We start from the raw sequence: 14,556 nt of genomic DNA on the forward strand, positions 1-14,556 counted from the left end.
ATTGTATATATTGATCAATAAATTCCTTGTATTTATTTATATAATCACCATATTAAAATCTAGTTAGATAATGTTTAAGATAAATAATACCAACTATAATAAACCTTGGTATGAGATCAAATTGTTGTAAAGCTAGTATATTTTATAGCTCTAGGATGCTTTGATTATATTGATTAGGAGAAATTAATGGCAGATTATTATTCACTACTTGGAGTAAGTAGAGATGCTTCAGATGCAGATTTAAAAAAAGCATATAGGCGTTTAGCTAAAAAATATCACCCAGATGTAAATAAAGATGCTGGTGCAGAAGATAAGTTTAAAGAAATCCAAACAGCTTATGATGTATTAGGTGATAAAGAAAAAAGACCTTTATACGATAGCTATGGTGAGAATTGGGATAAAGTCCAACAAGGTGGCTTTGGCGGAGGTCAAGGAGGTGGTTTTGGTGGCTTCTCTCAAGGTGGAGGAGGTTCACAAAACTTCAATTTTGAGGACATCGGAGATATATTTGGAGATCTTTTTGGTGGTGGTGGAGCTTCTGCTGGCGGTAGAGGCTTCGGTCAGGGCCAGTCTAGAGCTCGTAAGGGTGAAGATATAACTATTTCACTAAAGTTGAATGTTGAAGAAGCTATTGCTGGAGGTAAAAGGTCAGTATCTTACAGTTTCCAAGAAGCAGGAGTAAATGGTATACCGAGCATGCAACATAAGAATGTTGATGTAAATATTCCACAAGCTATAGGTAATGGTAAAAAGTTACGATTGAAGGGTAAAGGTAGTGCCGGAGTTGGTCAAAATGCTCCAGCTGGTGATCTATATATAAAAATAGAAGTTGTAGGTCATAAAAACTATAAAGTTGATAATAATGATGTATATGAGCATATAGCTATAGCACCTTGGGAGGCAGCATTAGGAACTACTCTTGAAATTGAGACTCCATTTGGTAAAAAGAAAATGAAAGTGCCAGAAGGTAGTCAGTCTGGTCGTAAAATGCGTATAAAAGGTAAAGGCCTTGGTGGTGCTGATTTTTATGTTGTGTATGATGTAAAACTACCATTAGCAGATACTGATGAGAAAAAAGAGTTTTATCAAAAAATGAAAGAAATTATGGCTTTTGATCCTAGAGCCTAGAAAACTATTGCTATCAGCGACTTGGTACTTATCTTATAATCTATCTTTAAATATACTGAAGTATCATTGTAAACTTCAGTAAGTTCAGTAAGTTCAGTAAGTTCAGTAACACCTATCAAAATGTCTGTTACAACCCAGAGAAAACCGAGATTCCAATTCTATTATCTACTTTGTAAACTTAGATAATAAGATTAAAATAACAGTCTTAGTTAATTAGAATTGTGTTGTAGTATTACAAAAATATAGCTCTAAACTAAGTAGTGATGTTATGATTATTTTATATGTATATTATATAGAGTATAACTGATATGAGAATTTTAATCGTAGGAGCAGGGCCAACCGGTTTAACAGCAGCAATAGAATTAGCAAGAAAAGGGCATGATGTTGAAATAATTGAGAAGCATGCACAACCATCAAACTTATCAAAAGCTGTTGGAATAATGCCTAATAGTCTTCACCTATTTGAAGCTAGTGGAGTAACTAGTGAGCTCATCAAATATGGCGTAAAACTTTCAAATGTAAGTATAAATTTTGATGAACACGAATATGCAAAAATTGATTTATCAGCCGCTACATCTACTTATCCATTTGTACTTGCTTTGCCACAAAATGAAACCGAAGAGATATTGCGTGAAACATTAGAAAAAATTGGAGTAAGAGTTTCTTTTGATACCGAATTTGAAAGTTTATCTGAGAATTTAGATAAGGTTGTGGTTAAGTTTAAAGATGGAGCTATTAAGGATTATAACTATGTTATAGGAGCAGATGGTATAAAAAGTTCTGTAAGAGAACAGCTAGAGATTGACTATATTGGTTATGAGTTAGAAAAAACTTGGTCAATAGCTGATGTTGTTATCAAAAACTGGCAAGCGACTAATACTTTTAGTGTTTATAGAGTAAATAAAGGCACTTTGGCTGTAGTTGCTCCTATTGCAAAAAACCGTTACAGAGTTATATCGAATACAGAAAATGCACTAAAAGCATTACCATTTGAAGTTAGTGTTGATGAGACGTTTAGAGAAGGGCAGTTTTCTATCTCAGTAAGGCAGGCAACTACTTATCAGAAAGGTAGAGTTTTCTTAGCTGGAGATAGTGCTCATTGTCATTCACCTGTAGGTGGTAGAGGGATGAACTTAGGTATAGCAGACTCGGCTTGTCTTGCAGAAATGTTAACTAATAATACTCAAGATAAATACACATCAGTGAGACACCCAGAAGGTTCTGTAATAATTAAGCAGAGTGAAAAAGTTAGAAGGTTTATTGGTTCAGAAAATGTATTTAAATACCAGCTTGCAAAGATTGGTTTAACTGTGGCAAATAAAAACTCTATTATAAATCGTAAAATAGCAAACATGGCATTAGGTGTGTAATATTAACTATGAAAAGCATTAAGCTGAAAAATGGACATTTATATTATCAAGAATGTGGTAGTGGACCAGCTATGTTATGGATTCACGGTTTGCCATTAAACTCAGATAGCTGGTTTGCACAGTTTGAGTATTTCAAGAGTAATTACCATAATGTCGCAATTGATTTGAGAGGTTATGGTAATTCTAGTGCATTACCTGATAATTATGATTCTATTACAGATGTATATGTTGAAGATATTAAACAGTGCATTGAAGTATTAAAGCTTGATAAACCTATATTAGTTGGTTTTGCATCAGGAGGTCATGCTACCTTAAAATTTGCAGCTAAATATAGTGAGATGATAAGTAAGCTTGTAGTGATTAATGCCTCGCCATGCTTTAAAAAACAGAGTGATTGGCAGTGGGGATTTAGTGCTGAAACATTAAAGAGTTTTACTAAAAAGATAGAGGAAACAACTTCTAATGAAGAACTGTCTGCTGTGTTATATACACCAGCAATCAAAGAACAGCATAGCGATGAACTAGATAAAATGAAGAGTTGGTTTGATGAAATGTTAGCTAAGGCAAAAAAAGAAACTATCCTAGCATTCTTTAATAATATTGCTCTTGATGATGATAGAGCTTTACTTCCAAATATAACAACTCCAACTTTAATTATAAATAGTGTACTAGGTGAAGAGGTTCCGACAGATGTTGGTTTGTATTTAAGGCAAAATATAGCTAACTCACAATACTATGAGATTAATGGGGTAGGTCACTTTGTATTTGCTACACAATCTAAATTAGTAAATCAGACTATAGAGCAGTTTATAGATCCTTCAACCACTATAAACATACCAAAATTCACAAAGGAATATTAATGGCAGAATATACTACACCAAAAGCATTTTATGATTTGTATTATGATTTTACTGGTTATACAAAATCTGATTACCCGCAAGATAGAACAGCAATTGCTCAAGATTTAGCTAAAGTAGTAGCAGAAACTACAGCAACAGAATCTAGCTCTAGCCCATTGGTTGTAGCAGATTCAAAAGGTATATATGTATATAGTGAAGATAAAAATCATCAGTTAATAGCATCAGCTTCATATCGAGCTGCACCAAATTCTGGATTTTATGAGCTTACTAGCTTGTCGCATGTGGGACCTGCAATTGCATATTTAGGAGCTTTAAAATCAATGGGAGATGATTCATGGGAAAAGCATCTTGGCCCTATGATTGAGCATCTAACTGAGGTGCGTGAGCTAAATAAAATTAAAATACAAGGTGATAATCATTGGCTTAATCAGTTATCTATACCTGCACTAGAGGGTAAAGAAGAGTTAGTGAAAAATATGGTTGATTATGGCTGTTCTTTGGCTGCTAATTATCTGATATCTGTTAAAGAAAATAAGGATGATTTTTCTAGTGAGCATGTTATAGAGAACTTTTTGAATGTAGGTAGCGAAGAATATCCAGTTTCATTCGATACTGTGATGATAGGCACTTTTGCATGTGTTGGTTTAATGAGTGTATATGAATTGTATAAGGCATTATCTAATACAAATATAGATTGGCAGAATGCTAAAATTATTCTGCATAATTTAGCAGGGACAAATTATGGTTCAGGTTTAACAGCAGGCTCAAATTGGCTAGTTCCAGTAATTCAATCTATCGCTGGAGAAGTATTAGATTCAAAGCGTATATTGATACTTCCTTATGCAGAATTACCAGAGAGCTTAGGTAGTGATTATCTTCCAGAGAAAGATTTTGAAAATTTATCAAATAGAGTTTGGGGTGGTATTTATGCCAGACCATTTATATCGCAGGCTGCATTTTCTCATGTTGATGATATCAAGATACCTTATAGAGAACCTCTACCTGGAGATTATGGTTTTACTCAGGCTGACCAGATTGAGCATTTTGTGCAGAGGTTAAAGTTTTCTATAACAAGTCCAAAGCAGATGCTTTCAAATACTGTAGGTTTTTGGCTTGCTGGAGAGGCTGTAGCTAAGCAATGGCAGTTTGATAGGGTTGAGCTACCTGGATTAACAAAAGGCTTCCCAAGTGGTATGAGTGCTTACCCAGTAGATGCACCAGCAATAAGGATTAAAAAATGAAGTTAGTACCGTATCAAAATATCCCATCAAGTGGAGCAAGAGGTGTAGAACTTTTTGAGATAGATGGAGATTTATATTTATCGATTCCACAGTTATCTGAAGATATCGTAGGTGATAGCCCTAGTATGAATGGGGGTAATAGTGAAACTTTTGTTTTGGTATATAAGTGGCAAGATAGCAAATTTATCGAATATCAGAAAATACCATCCCCAGGAAATGAGCATACAGCTTTTTATAGTATAGGAAATAGGCATTTTTTAGCAGTAGCATCTATTAGAGGTGGTAAAAATCCTAACTTTACAATGGATGTCAGCTCTACAGTCTATGAGTGGGTTGATGATAGCTTTATAGAGTTTCAATCATTCAATACTTTTGCTGCAAAAAGTTGTGAATTTTTTGAGATAGGTTCTCAGCATTATCTGATATATTCTCAAGGGGTTAAAGAACCTAGTAATGACAACGACAAGCAAAACTATTCACAAATCTATCGTTGGGATGGTTCTTGTTTTGAGCTTTTTCAAAGTATTCCAGTTATATGGGGATATGAAACAAGCTTTTTCTCTATAGAAAATAAGTTTTTCTTGGCTCTAGCTGACAACTTAGGAGCCTCTAAAATACTTCAGTGGAATGGAACAAAGTTTGAATTATTTCAAGAAGTTGATGCACAAGGTGGTGGACGAGATTTTTGTCATTTTATCCATGAAGGATCTCATTATTTAGCATTTGCAAACTTACTACATGATAGCTCGTTATATAAATGGGATAATGGAACTTTTATTAAAATTCAGAATCTTGATGGAGTAGCGGCAAGAAGTTTCTATGTGTATCAAGATAATAATGCTACATACCTTTTTAGAACTAACTTCATAAGTGGTACAAGACAGGAGCCAGTTTCAGCTCTTGAATCTACAATTTACCAATTTGATGGGAGCTGTGTTCCTGTTGCAACATACAGCACCTTCGGGGGTACTGATACCAAAGTATTTATCAAGGATGATAAAAAATATGCTGTTGTCTCCAATAGTTTAAGTAAATCAATCCGGTTTGATACTCCAACTATTGTTTATGAGGTTTTATAGTTTATTTTTTTAACTTACTCTCCAACTCTTTTCTTGTTTCCAATCTCAATTATAAAGTAACTAGTTAGAATCAAGGCTCCACCAATTATGGTTGATGTATATATAGTTTCATTATTTAAAATTCTACCAAAAACTGTTGCAAATATAGGTTCAAATGAGAATATAACAGCAACTTGAGACATACTTAGATATTTTTGGTAAGTGCTTTGTAGCGAATAACAAATAATAGTTGAGATTGAGCAAAATAGCAAAGCTATAACAAGAGTATAGCTAAATGTAACATGTATTACTGAAATATCGGCCATTAAAGGTAGTGGTATTCCAAATGCTATTTGTAAAAATATTAATGGGCGTAAATCTTTAAATGTATCTGTTTTAGTGGTTTTTCTAGTTTCATAACTTAAATATACAACCGAGCAAGCATATGCTAATGCACACATAATTGCCCAAAAATAACCAATTGTAAAGTATTTAAAACTAGCTCCAGATAGAACATATATGCCGAATAAAGATATAACAGATGCAATTACGCCATAAATAGTAAGTCTATCAAGCTTAAAAATACTACCAATAAAGGGAATCATAACCACACTTAGTGCTGTTAGAAATGCTGATTCACTTGATGATATAGTATATAAACTATGTGTTTGAAAGAAAAAGCTCATTCCTTCTAAAGAGCCAAAAATTGCTGCAACTTTGATGATGTATAGTTTATCTATAAACTTTGATTTGAGAATAATAGGCAAAAATAGCAAGCAAGATAGTAGCAATCGTATAGTTACAAATAGCCCTGGTGAAATATACTCAAGAGATATTTTGATAAGAGGAAAAGTAACTCCCCAAAAAATTGTCATTATAAATAAAGCAATTATAGCTTTGCGCTGTATAGTCATTTTTATTTTATATTGTAGAAAGTTTAGAACATTATTAGTTTGCAAGTGTTTTGAGCTTAGGTCAATGGTTTTCTTTGCATAATATGCTATCCTATACTACAGTTTTACTAGCTGAAAAATTAAATGTTTAGAAGTCTTCCTTTATTTATAGGTCTTAGATATATTCGAGCAAAAAAGCGTAACAGATTTATATCTATTATCTCTGCAATATCATTTTTAGGTATTTCATTGGGTGTAGCTGTATTAATAACAGTCATGTCAGTGATGAATGGGTTTGATAATCAGATTAAAAGCCGTATTTTAATGATGGTTCCTCCTGTAAAAGTTTATCAGATGGGTGGTAAGTTAGAGCATTGGCAACATATCGCAAAAACTATAGAATCTAAAGTGCCTAAAGCAAAAAATGCAGCACCACTTATTGAGTCTCAAGGGTTATTAAGTGCTAATAGGGGAGCTAGTACAACTGCGTTTGTGCAAGTGCAGGGTATAGAGCCAAAGTACCAAACCAAAGTATTGCCAATAGCAGATCATATAGTCCAGGGGAATCTATCATCACTAGATGATGGAGATGGCTACAATATAGTACTTGGGAGTGCTTTAGCCGATAGCTTAGGAGTAACTATCGGTGACAAAGTGACTCTTATTGTGCCGAAGATTAATCTAACTCCAGCAGGTATGATCCCTAGAATTAAGCAATTTAAAGTCACAGGGATATTTTCTGTTAGTTATCAGTATGATGCTTATTATGCGATGATAAATATCAAGAAAGCTCAAAAAGTCTTTGAAATGGGCAATAGTATTTCTTCGCTACAGCTTAGTACACCAAATGTTTATGATGCTCCAATGATTAAAAATAAACTAAATGATGGAGCTATACCATCGTACTATTTTGCCAGAGACTGGACTGATGAAAATAAATCATTCTTTGATGCTCTGAAAATGGAAAAAACAATGATGTTCTTCATATTGCTTTTAATCATCACTGTAGCAGTGTTTAACCTTTTATCATCACTAGTGATGGTTGTAACAGATAAACGCAGTGATATAGCTATTTTACGCACTATGGGGATGTCATCAAGACAGATTATTACGGTATTTATTTATCAAGGATTTATAATAGGTCTTATAGGTACTATAATCGGTGTACTTCTTGGAATAGTGCTTTCTACCTATGCCACAGAGATTGTTAATTTCATACAGAATTTATCAGGTCATCAGATGATAAGTGCAAGTGTATATATGATTGATTATATCCCATCACAGTTAATGTGGAGTGATGTGGTTAAAGTAACAATTGTATCAATGATTTTAAGCTTTTTGGCAACACTTTATCCTGCTTGGAGTGCTTCAAAAGTACAACCTGTGGAGGCTTTAAGATATGAGTAATATAGTTCTAAGTTGTAAAAATGTCTCTAAAAAATATACCGAATTTAAAACAGATATTGAGATTCTAAAAGATATAAATATAGATATATTAAAAGGTGAAAAAGTTGCAATAATTGGTTTGTCAGGCTCAGGTAAAACTACGCTACTAAATGTACTTGGAGGGCTAGATAAATGTAGCTCAGGTGAGGTACATCTAGCTGGAGAGAGGTTTGATAATCAATCTGTAAATAAGCGTGCAAAAATGCGTAATAAGCACTTAGGGTTTATATATCAGTTACATCATTTATTACCTGAATTTACTGCTATTGAAAATATAATGATACCACTTGCTATTACTAAAAAGTACTCTAAGAAAGACTCTATAGAAATGGCAATAAAAATACTTGAAAAAGTTGGGCTTGAGCATAGAGCTAACCATAAGCCAGCAGAGCTTTCTGGTGGAGAAAGACAGCGAGTTGCTATAGCTAGAGCATTAGTTACTAACCCTGGTTGTATACTTGCAGATGAGCCTACTGGGAATCTTGATAGCAAACGCTCAAATAGCATATTTGAATTAATGCAACATCTAAGTGAAGATTTTGGTACTAGCTTTGTAATCGTAACACATGATGAAAATCTTGCCGCGAGAATGAATAAAATCTACAGGCTTGTAGATGGTGAGCTAATTAGAGAGCAATAAATCTTTAAGTTTAATTCTGAATCAATATTTTCCATTTTCATATATTATATATTTTATCATTTTAAAAGTTTATCACTCTTCAGATATAGCCAGATTTCCATGAAATAAAAGGCTACTGATTTAGTGGCAAAAGTTGGTTGAGCTTATTGAAATGTTTGTTACAAGCTCAAGAAAGCTGATGCTTCGATATGGGAAGTAAATTATATGTTTTCTTAGGAGGAGTATTTGTTTTATATGAATTATTAGAAACTAACACCAAATTTAGAAGCAAGATCTTTTACATCTTTCGTATTCATCTCTTTAAGAGACTTACCGTTTACTGTAGCGTTGTTAAGTAACTCTTTTGTGTGGTTATCTAAATTACTATTATCAACGAGTTGATTGACAGTATTTTTCACATCCTCAGAGTCTAATGATTTACCTTGAGTAGCTTTATTGAGTGCTTCTTTAGCTTGGCTATTGAGCCCAGATTGGTTAATCAATTGACTAGCTGTATTTTTTATATTATCAGTACTAAACAGTTGAGTTACAGATGAAGCATCAATTGCAAAACCAACATTATTTAAATCACCTGATAGTATCGCTTTTAGTGAAAGGGTAGATAGTTTTTGCTTAACTTTGCCAAAACTTATAGCAACATTATTTAGATTTAAATTCAGTGGAATATTGAACCCAACGTTATTTACACCTGCAAAATGCCATTTACCATTACCTGAAACATCTAAGCTATCAGCATTTATGCCAGCTCCTTTGACTGTAAGACCTTTAAGAGCATCACCTGCAAGATTTTTAAAATCAAACGATACTGTATTATCAACATTGGGTTGATTAGATATTACAACTTTTACATCTAAATCATTATTACTTACAGATTTTACATCTATACTTGTGGGTTTTGCTAAAATTTCAGGAGCTGTAGATAAGTTCATGACTTTAGCTTCATAAGTAACACCATCGTTCACGTAGTTTTTAATATCCATGTTATATATAGTGAATTCAGGGGCTTTATCACGTAAAGTATCATTTTTAACATCAGCATAGCCATAAACTTCAGCTTCTTGCTTAACTACAGCCTTTTGTTTTTCATCAGATGTATCTTCACTAGAAGCAGGTCTAAACTTAGCTAATACCTCAACAGTTTGCTTAATACTCTTAGCGGTATCAGCCGTTTTTGTTGCTTCTTTATTGATGTCATTAATATTTACTTGCTGGAATTTGTCTCCAGCATATTTCATAAACTCATCAGCTGTTTGAGTATTATCTTTTGAATCAACAATATTTGCTTGTTCAGGGTTAGAGTATAGCTCTCCTTTTGATGCTCTTTGCTTATCTAGGCTGACTCCATCAACAACTACATCTTTTAGAGCTATTTGTTTAACTAGTAAGCCAGAAATATCTAAACTAGCACTTATATTTGAGGCGTAGAATCTATCTTTATCTAGATTTTTTGGATCAGCTGCACCAAGACCATTTATTTGTAGTTTAGCATCTCCTAAATCAAGCTTTAAAGAATCATAGTCTACAGTAGCACCGTTAGCTTTGGTTAGTTGTTGCTTTATTATATTAGAGATCATAGCAGTTTCTAGTATACTTGGAGCAAAAGCTAAACCAACAACAGCTAGAATGACTAGTGCAAGCCCCCATATTCTTATTGGCTGGCGAAACTTTCTTGATTGAATTTTTTGCCAGTCAACTTTTGAGATATTTTTCCCAAAGATTATTTTAGATGCGATTTTAACACTAAGCTTGTTAGTCATTTTCTGATAAAGTTCACTACCTGCCTGTACATTAGCAAGTTTAGAAATAAACTTTTTATATATTTTGGCTATTATAAATCCAAATATTAACCCTAGAACTATAGCAACAAAAAGAGCACCTGTAACTAGGTAGTACTCAAACCCAGCATATGCTAATACTGGTGTATTTACTGCGGCTTTAAAAATAGGTTGGGTAAAGCCATCTACTAAAAATCTACCAGCATTGAAACTAACAACTTCTAAAGGGTATGAAAATAGTTTGGCAATAAAAGCGAGTATTACAAATAACCCAATGTTTACTCTTAATAGAAGTACTAGAAGTATCACACCTACAAATAAAAAGGGTGAGTATCCGAAACCAGGGATAAATCCAAATATGAAGCCTAATAATGACACAAGTATCAGTTGAGCTGGTGTTGAAGGACTAAAAATAATCCTCATAAACATGTTATATATTTTTTTCACGATAATCTCCTGCTAGTTAGTTCTACTAGTTATTTTATATTTATACTAATATCATTTTTGTATTGGGATTAGTATTACTTTTGTTATTATCAACAATATACTTAAAATATAAGATAAATTCTAGCATTTTCATACTCAAACCAAGATTCTACATAATAAAAGTTAAGATGTAAGCTTTATGAGTATGTAAAGAAAAGCATATAAAAATTAATATTTTAAAAATTATATGTTTTTAGATGGGTAATTTTTAGAAAAGGTAAGAGAAATTAGTTTTTAGCATCTGCTGTTTTAGCTTTCACTATAGCATCTTCGATAGTTTTATAGTCTGCGTATCCACCAATTACAGTAGTATTGCTAGCATTAGCATCTTTAGCAGGAGTTACTACCAAATAAGGAGTACCTTGAATGCCAAGATCTTTAAAGCCCATAGTTAAAGTTTCTTTTAGGTGCTCTGGTATTTTGTTATCTTTTATAGCAGCTTTGATTTTATCTAGGCTAGCACCTTTTACTTTAGATATAGATTTTAAAGCTACCTTATCAATAGTTTCATTTTTAAGCTTACCTTCATCTTCACCTGTATCAAATATACCATCATGGTACTGAATATAAGCATCTGAACCATAAAGCTTGTAAATAGCTGTACCAACTTCAGCAGCATATTCTGATGCAGGGGCTCTTTCACCAAATATTGGGAACTCTACAAATACAAACTGAGTTTTTAAGTGATCAGCCATAGCTTTATCAATTTCAGGAGCTACTTTTGAGCAATACATACACTGGTAATCAAAGAAGCCATAGACTATTACTTCAGGGTTTTTAGCTTCTGATTTAGGAGTTAAATCAGAGTTGTAAATTTTATCTTTTACCTTTAGGAAGCTAGATACTTTTTCTTCGTTCATTTTAGTAGTCATCTTTTCACGAAGTTGATCCATGTTTTTATCTATGTCTGCTTGGTCTATAGCAGGATCTTTAGAATTAATAGCATTTTCAAAACCAGTTACTATTTTATCGCTATTTAAACCAAATTCTTTTAGGTTGGGGTCTTGGGAGATACCTTTGCCCATACCGTAGCCGATAGTGTAGCTAGCATTAGCTTTTACATTTGAAGTGTCAGCAGAGTCGGCTGTTGTTGCATCAGCAACTTTAGCTGCAGCAGTGTCTACAACTGAAGAGCTAGGTGTTGCATTTGCAGTATCTGTAGTATCTTTAGAGTCAGAGCTGTTACCAGAACAAGCTACTAGAGTAGTAGCAACCCCAGCTATTGTTAGAGCTTTAAGTAATTTTTTCTTAGTCATTGTTACTCCTTAATTATGCTTGAGCTTTTTGTTGAGCAGCCATTGCTTGTTTTTGGAAATCCATCATAGCTGTTTGCATCTGTTTTTCATTAAGTTTAGCTTTCTTATCAGCTATACCATCTTTAAGGCCTGAAATTAATTCAGCATTATCAGTTTCAACATTACCTTGTGCCAATTGAGCTTTTAGATTACTACCCATTTCATAACCAACAGAGTAGCTAACATCATCATTGCTGTCTGCTGCTGCAAAAGAACTAGTAATTAAAGCGCCAGCTATTAATGGAGCTACAAGTAGAGTTTTAGTGAATTTCATTTTATTCTCCTTTTGATTTGAAAGTATTATCCTTTGTCATTCTACAAACTATATAGGTAAAGCACAATGTTTATTGGCTATTTTTTTGTTTGTTAACTGCCCAGTCGATGTGTTCTAATATGAGGTCGTTATCTTTAAATTCAAGTTTTTTGTTTTCTAGGGCTAAAATATTGTTTAGCGAATAGGATGAATTTCCTATGGCAATACTAATATTTCTAACCCAGGCATTATAGCCTATTCTTCTGATAGCCGAACCTTGGGTGTTTTTATCAAAATCATTAGAGTCCCAACTGTAAAGCTCTAGTAATGGTCGATTTACTAGAAATTCGCGGAGTTGGAAATCTTTTTCTTTCGTTTGAGGTGCAGAGTTATTGAATGGACAAACAAGCTGACAATCATCACAGCCATAAATTCTAGTGCCGATAGCATCTCTAAATTCTTGGGCTATAGCGCCTTTATTTTCTATAGTGAGATAAGAAATACATCTACGAGAATCTATCATTTTGCCAGGCGTTATTGCATTAGTTGGACATAGTTTAATGCAGGCTTGGCATTTCCCACAAGCATCAAGATGTTTGGGATTATTCGGTAAATGAGATAAGTCTAAGTTACTATATATGACGCCTATGAAGAAAAATGAGCCTTGAGATTTATTCATTAGCATTGAATTTTTACCCATCCAACCAAGCCCTGCTTTTTCAGCTAATGGTTTTTCTAAAACTGGGGCACTATCTGTAAATACTCTAAATTCATGAGTATCTATAATGTCGTTGATATATTCACCAAGCTTTTGAAGTTTTTTCTTCATGACTTTGTGGTAATCACGACCATGAGCATAAATTGAAATATCAGCAATATTTGACTCTGAGCGAAGTCTTTTAACTTCATTTTTTGTTGAGATAGGACGATTTGAATAGTTAAGTGTAGTTACAATAACGCTGTTTGTGCCTGGTACAAGCTTATCTGGTACAAACCTTTTGCTACCATGCTTTGTCATATAGCCTAGGTCGGCATGATAGTTGTTTTCTATCCATTTATCATAGTAAGGGATGTATTCGGAAAGGTCGCAATCAGCTTTAGATATTGATGATATACCTAGTTCATTAGTTGCGTAATCTTGGATTTTCTGCCATTGCTCTAATGAAAGCTTTATTTGCATAAAAGATTTGGGAGTTAGTTATTAGAGTCTTCACGTTTAATGTCCCAAAGCTTTTCAAGTGCATAAAGCTCTCTTGTTTCTTCAAGCATAATATGAGCTACAACATCGCCAATATCTACCAAAACCCAATCAGCTTTATTACCACCCTCGATACCTAAAATAGATATTTTATTTGCTTTAAGTTCCAGTTCAAGGTTTTTAGCTATAGCTTTTGCGTGAGTAGAAGATGAAGCTGTACATATTACAATTTTATCCATCATATTTGTCAGATGTTCAACATCTATTGTTTGTATGTCAATTGCTTTTAAGTCGTCTATTTTGTCAACAATAAACTCTAATCTTTGATCTGTAGTCATAACTTTTCTAACTTGTATTTTTTTAATAATAGTTTTGAATCTAAGATTATAGCATAACTTGTTATCAAATTATTTGGAAATACAGATTATATGGTTCTAGTGGCTTTATGAAAGATAAATATTTTACGGTATACCCATAACTTTCAGGTGGTATGGGTATAAAATAATGATATTATTATAGTTAGTGGTTTTTATATGGAAAGCAGTTATGAAAAAAAAGAATTTATTTTTATTTTTAGTGATTTTAATTGTTGGTATTTTGGGAGCATATTGGTTCTATAAGTTTGCATCATGGTATGAGCAAACGCTAGGAGCATTGTTTGCATATATAGTTATAATAAGTTTCTTAATGCTGATATTTGCGCCATTTAAGTTGATTAAGGATAAAAAAGGAACTATTAGTGTATTAGCTTATTTTAAGTTTATGGGACTTACTTTATTAAACATCGCTAACGTTATATACCTTATTGCTAAAGAATCAGTTTTGACTTTAGTGTTTATATTCTCGAGATTCTTTTCAAAAAAGACTAAAGATGTGATTAAAGAAACTATAGAGTGATATAAGTTTTAATTTC

The 14,556-nt window shown here is 33.1% G+C and carries 14 protein-coding genes; 8 read left to right on the forward strand and 6 right to left on the reverse strand.

The genetic code is table 11. The annotated features are described in order from the left end of the window. The first annotated feature begins 186 nt into the window (after nucleotides 1-186). From CDH04_RS02845 to CDH04_RS02865, 5 genes are all read left to right on the forward strand, one after another. On the forward strand, nucleotides 187-1,128 hold the full coding sequence (locus tag CDH04_RS02845) for a DnaJ C-terminal domain-containing protein (RefSeq protein ID WP_112869587.1): 942 nt from the start codon (nucleotides 187-189) through the stop codon (nucleotides 1,126-1,128). Nucleotides 1,129-1,436: 308 nt separating this feature from the next. Next, nucleotides 1,437-2,498, forward strand: coding sequence for an FAD-dependent oxidoreductase (locus CDH04_RS02850; protein ID WP_112869588.1), 1,062 nt, complete (start codon nucleotides 1,437-1,439; stop codon nucleotides 2,496-2,498). Nucleotides 2,499-2,506: 8 nt separating this feature from the next. Next, complete coding sequence (locus CDH04_RS02855) at nucleotides 2,507-3,358, forward strand: alpha/beta fold hydrolase (protein WP_112869589.1); 852 nt, start codon at nucleotides 2,507-2,509, stop codon at nucleotides 3,356-3,358. Then, the gene (locus tag CDH04_RS02860; protein WP_112869590.1) at nucleotides 3,358-4,599 is read left to right on the forward strand and encodes a DUF5624 domain-containing protein; all 1,242 of its coding nucleotides are present in this window, start codon (nucleotides 3,358-3,360) and stop codon (nucleotides 4,597-4,599) included. Before CDH04_RS02855 ends, CDH04_RS02860 begins: the two co-directional genes overlap by 1 nt. Next, complete coding sequence (locus CDH04_RS02865) at nucleotides 4,596-5,678, forward strand: hypothetical protein (RefSeq protein ID WP_112869591.1); 1,083 nt, start codon at nucleotides 4,596-4,598, stop codon at nucleotides 5,676-5,678. The genes CDH04_RS02860 and CDH04_RS02865 overlap by 4 nt, the downstream gene beginning before the upstream one ends. Nucleotides 5,679-5,692: 14 nt before the next feature. On the opposite strand, the gene CDH04_RS02870 is transcribed toward CDH04_RS02865, so the two are convergent. Beyond that, entirely contained in the window at nucleotides 5,693-6,571 is an 879-nt protein-coding gene (locus CDH04_RS02870) for a DMT family transporter (protein ID WP_112869592.1), read from the reverse strand. Between the two features lie 123 nt (nucleotides 6,572-6,694). On the opposite strand from CDH04_RS02870, the gene CDH04_RS02875 reads away from it, so the two are divergent. Both CDH04_RS02875 and lolD read left to right on the forward strand, forming a co-directional pair. Then, entirely contained in the window at nucleotides 6,695-7,957 is a 1,263-nt protein-coding gene (locus CDH04_RS02875) for a lipoprotein-releasing ABC transporter permease subunit (RefSeq protein WP_112869593.1), read from the forward strand. Continuing rightward, a complete protein-coding gene (lolD, locus tag CDH04_RS02880; protein ID WP_112869594.1) occupies nucleotides 7,950-8,636 on the forward strand; it encodes a lipoprotein-releasing ABC transporter ATP-binding protein LolD in 687 nt (228 codons plus the stop codon). Before CDH04_RS02875 ends, lolD begins: the two co-directional genes overlap by 8 nt. Nucleotides 8,637-8,878: 242 nt before the next feature. On the opposite strand, the gene CDH04_RS02885 is transcribed toward lolD, so the two are convergent. From CDH04_RS02885 to rsfS, 5 genes are all read right to left on the reverse strand, one after another. After that, entirely contained in the window at nucleotides 8,879-10,861 is a 1,983-nt protein-coding gene (locus CDH04_RS02885) for a TIGR03546 family protein (RefSeq protein ID WP_409254760.1), read from the reverse strand. Between the two features lie 263 nt (nucleotides 10,862-11,124). Next, entirely contained in the window at nucleotides 11,125-12,153 is a 1,029-nt protein-coding gene (locus CDH04_RS02890; protein ID WP_112869596.1) for a DsbA family protein, read from the reverse strand. A gap of 13 nt (nucleotides 12,154-12,166) precedes the next feature. Continuing rightward, nucleotides 12,167-12,466, reverse strand: coding sequence for an FKBP-type peptidyl-prolyl cis-trans isomerase N-terminal domain-containing protein (locus CDH04_RS02895; protein WP_112869597.1), 300 nt, complete (start codon nucleotides 12,464-12,466; stop codon nucleotides 12,167-12,169). A gap of 70 nt (nucleotides 12,467-12,536) precedes the next feature. After that, on the reverse strand, nucleotides 12,537-13,625 hold the full coding sequence (gene queG / locus CDH04_RS02900) for a tRNA epoxyqueuosine(34) reductase QueG (protein ID WP_112869598.1): 1,089 nt from the start codon (nucleotides 13,623-13,625) through the stop codon (nucleotides 12,537-12,539). Nucleotides 13,626-13,639: 14 nt separating this feature from the next. After that, nucleotides 13,640-13,981, reverse strand: a complete 342-nt coding sequence (gene rsfS, locus CDH04_RS02905) for a ribosome silencing factor (protein ID WP_112869599.1) — start codon at nucleotides 13,979-13,981, stop codon at nucleotides 13,640-13,642. A 208-nt stretch (nucleotides 13,982-14,189) separates the two neighbouring features. On the opposite strand from rsfS, the gene CDH04_RS02910 reads away from it, so the two are divergent. Next, nucleotides 14,190-14,540: a hypothetical protein gene (locus CDH04_RS02910; protein ID WP_112870874.1), complete on the forward strand. Its 351-nt coding sequence runs from the start codon at nucleotides 14,190-14,192 to the stop codon at nucleotides 14,538-14,540. Nucleotides 14,541-14,556: the final 16 nt, after the last annotated feature.

The organism is Francisella adeliensis (genome assembly GCF_003290445.1).
GTDB classification, from domain to species: Bacteria; Pseudomonadota; Gammaproteobacteria; order Francisellales; family Francisellaceae; genus Francisella; species Francisella adeliensis.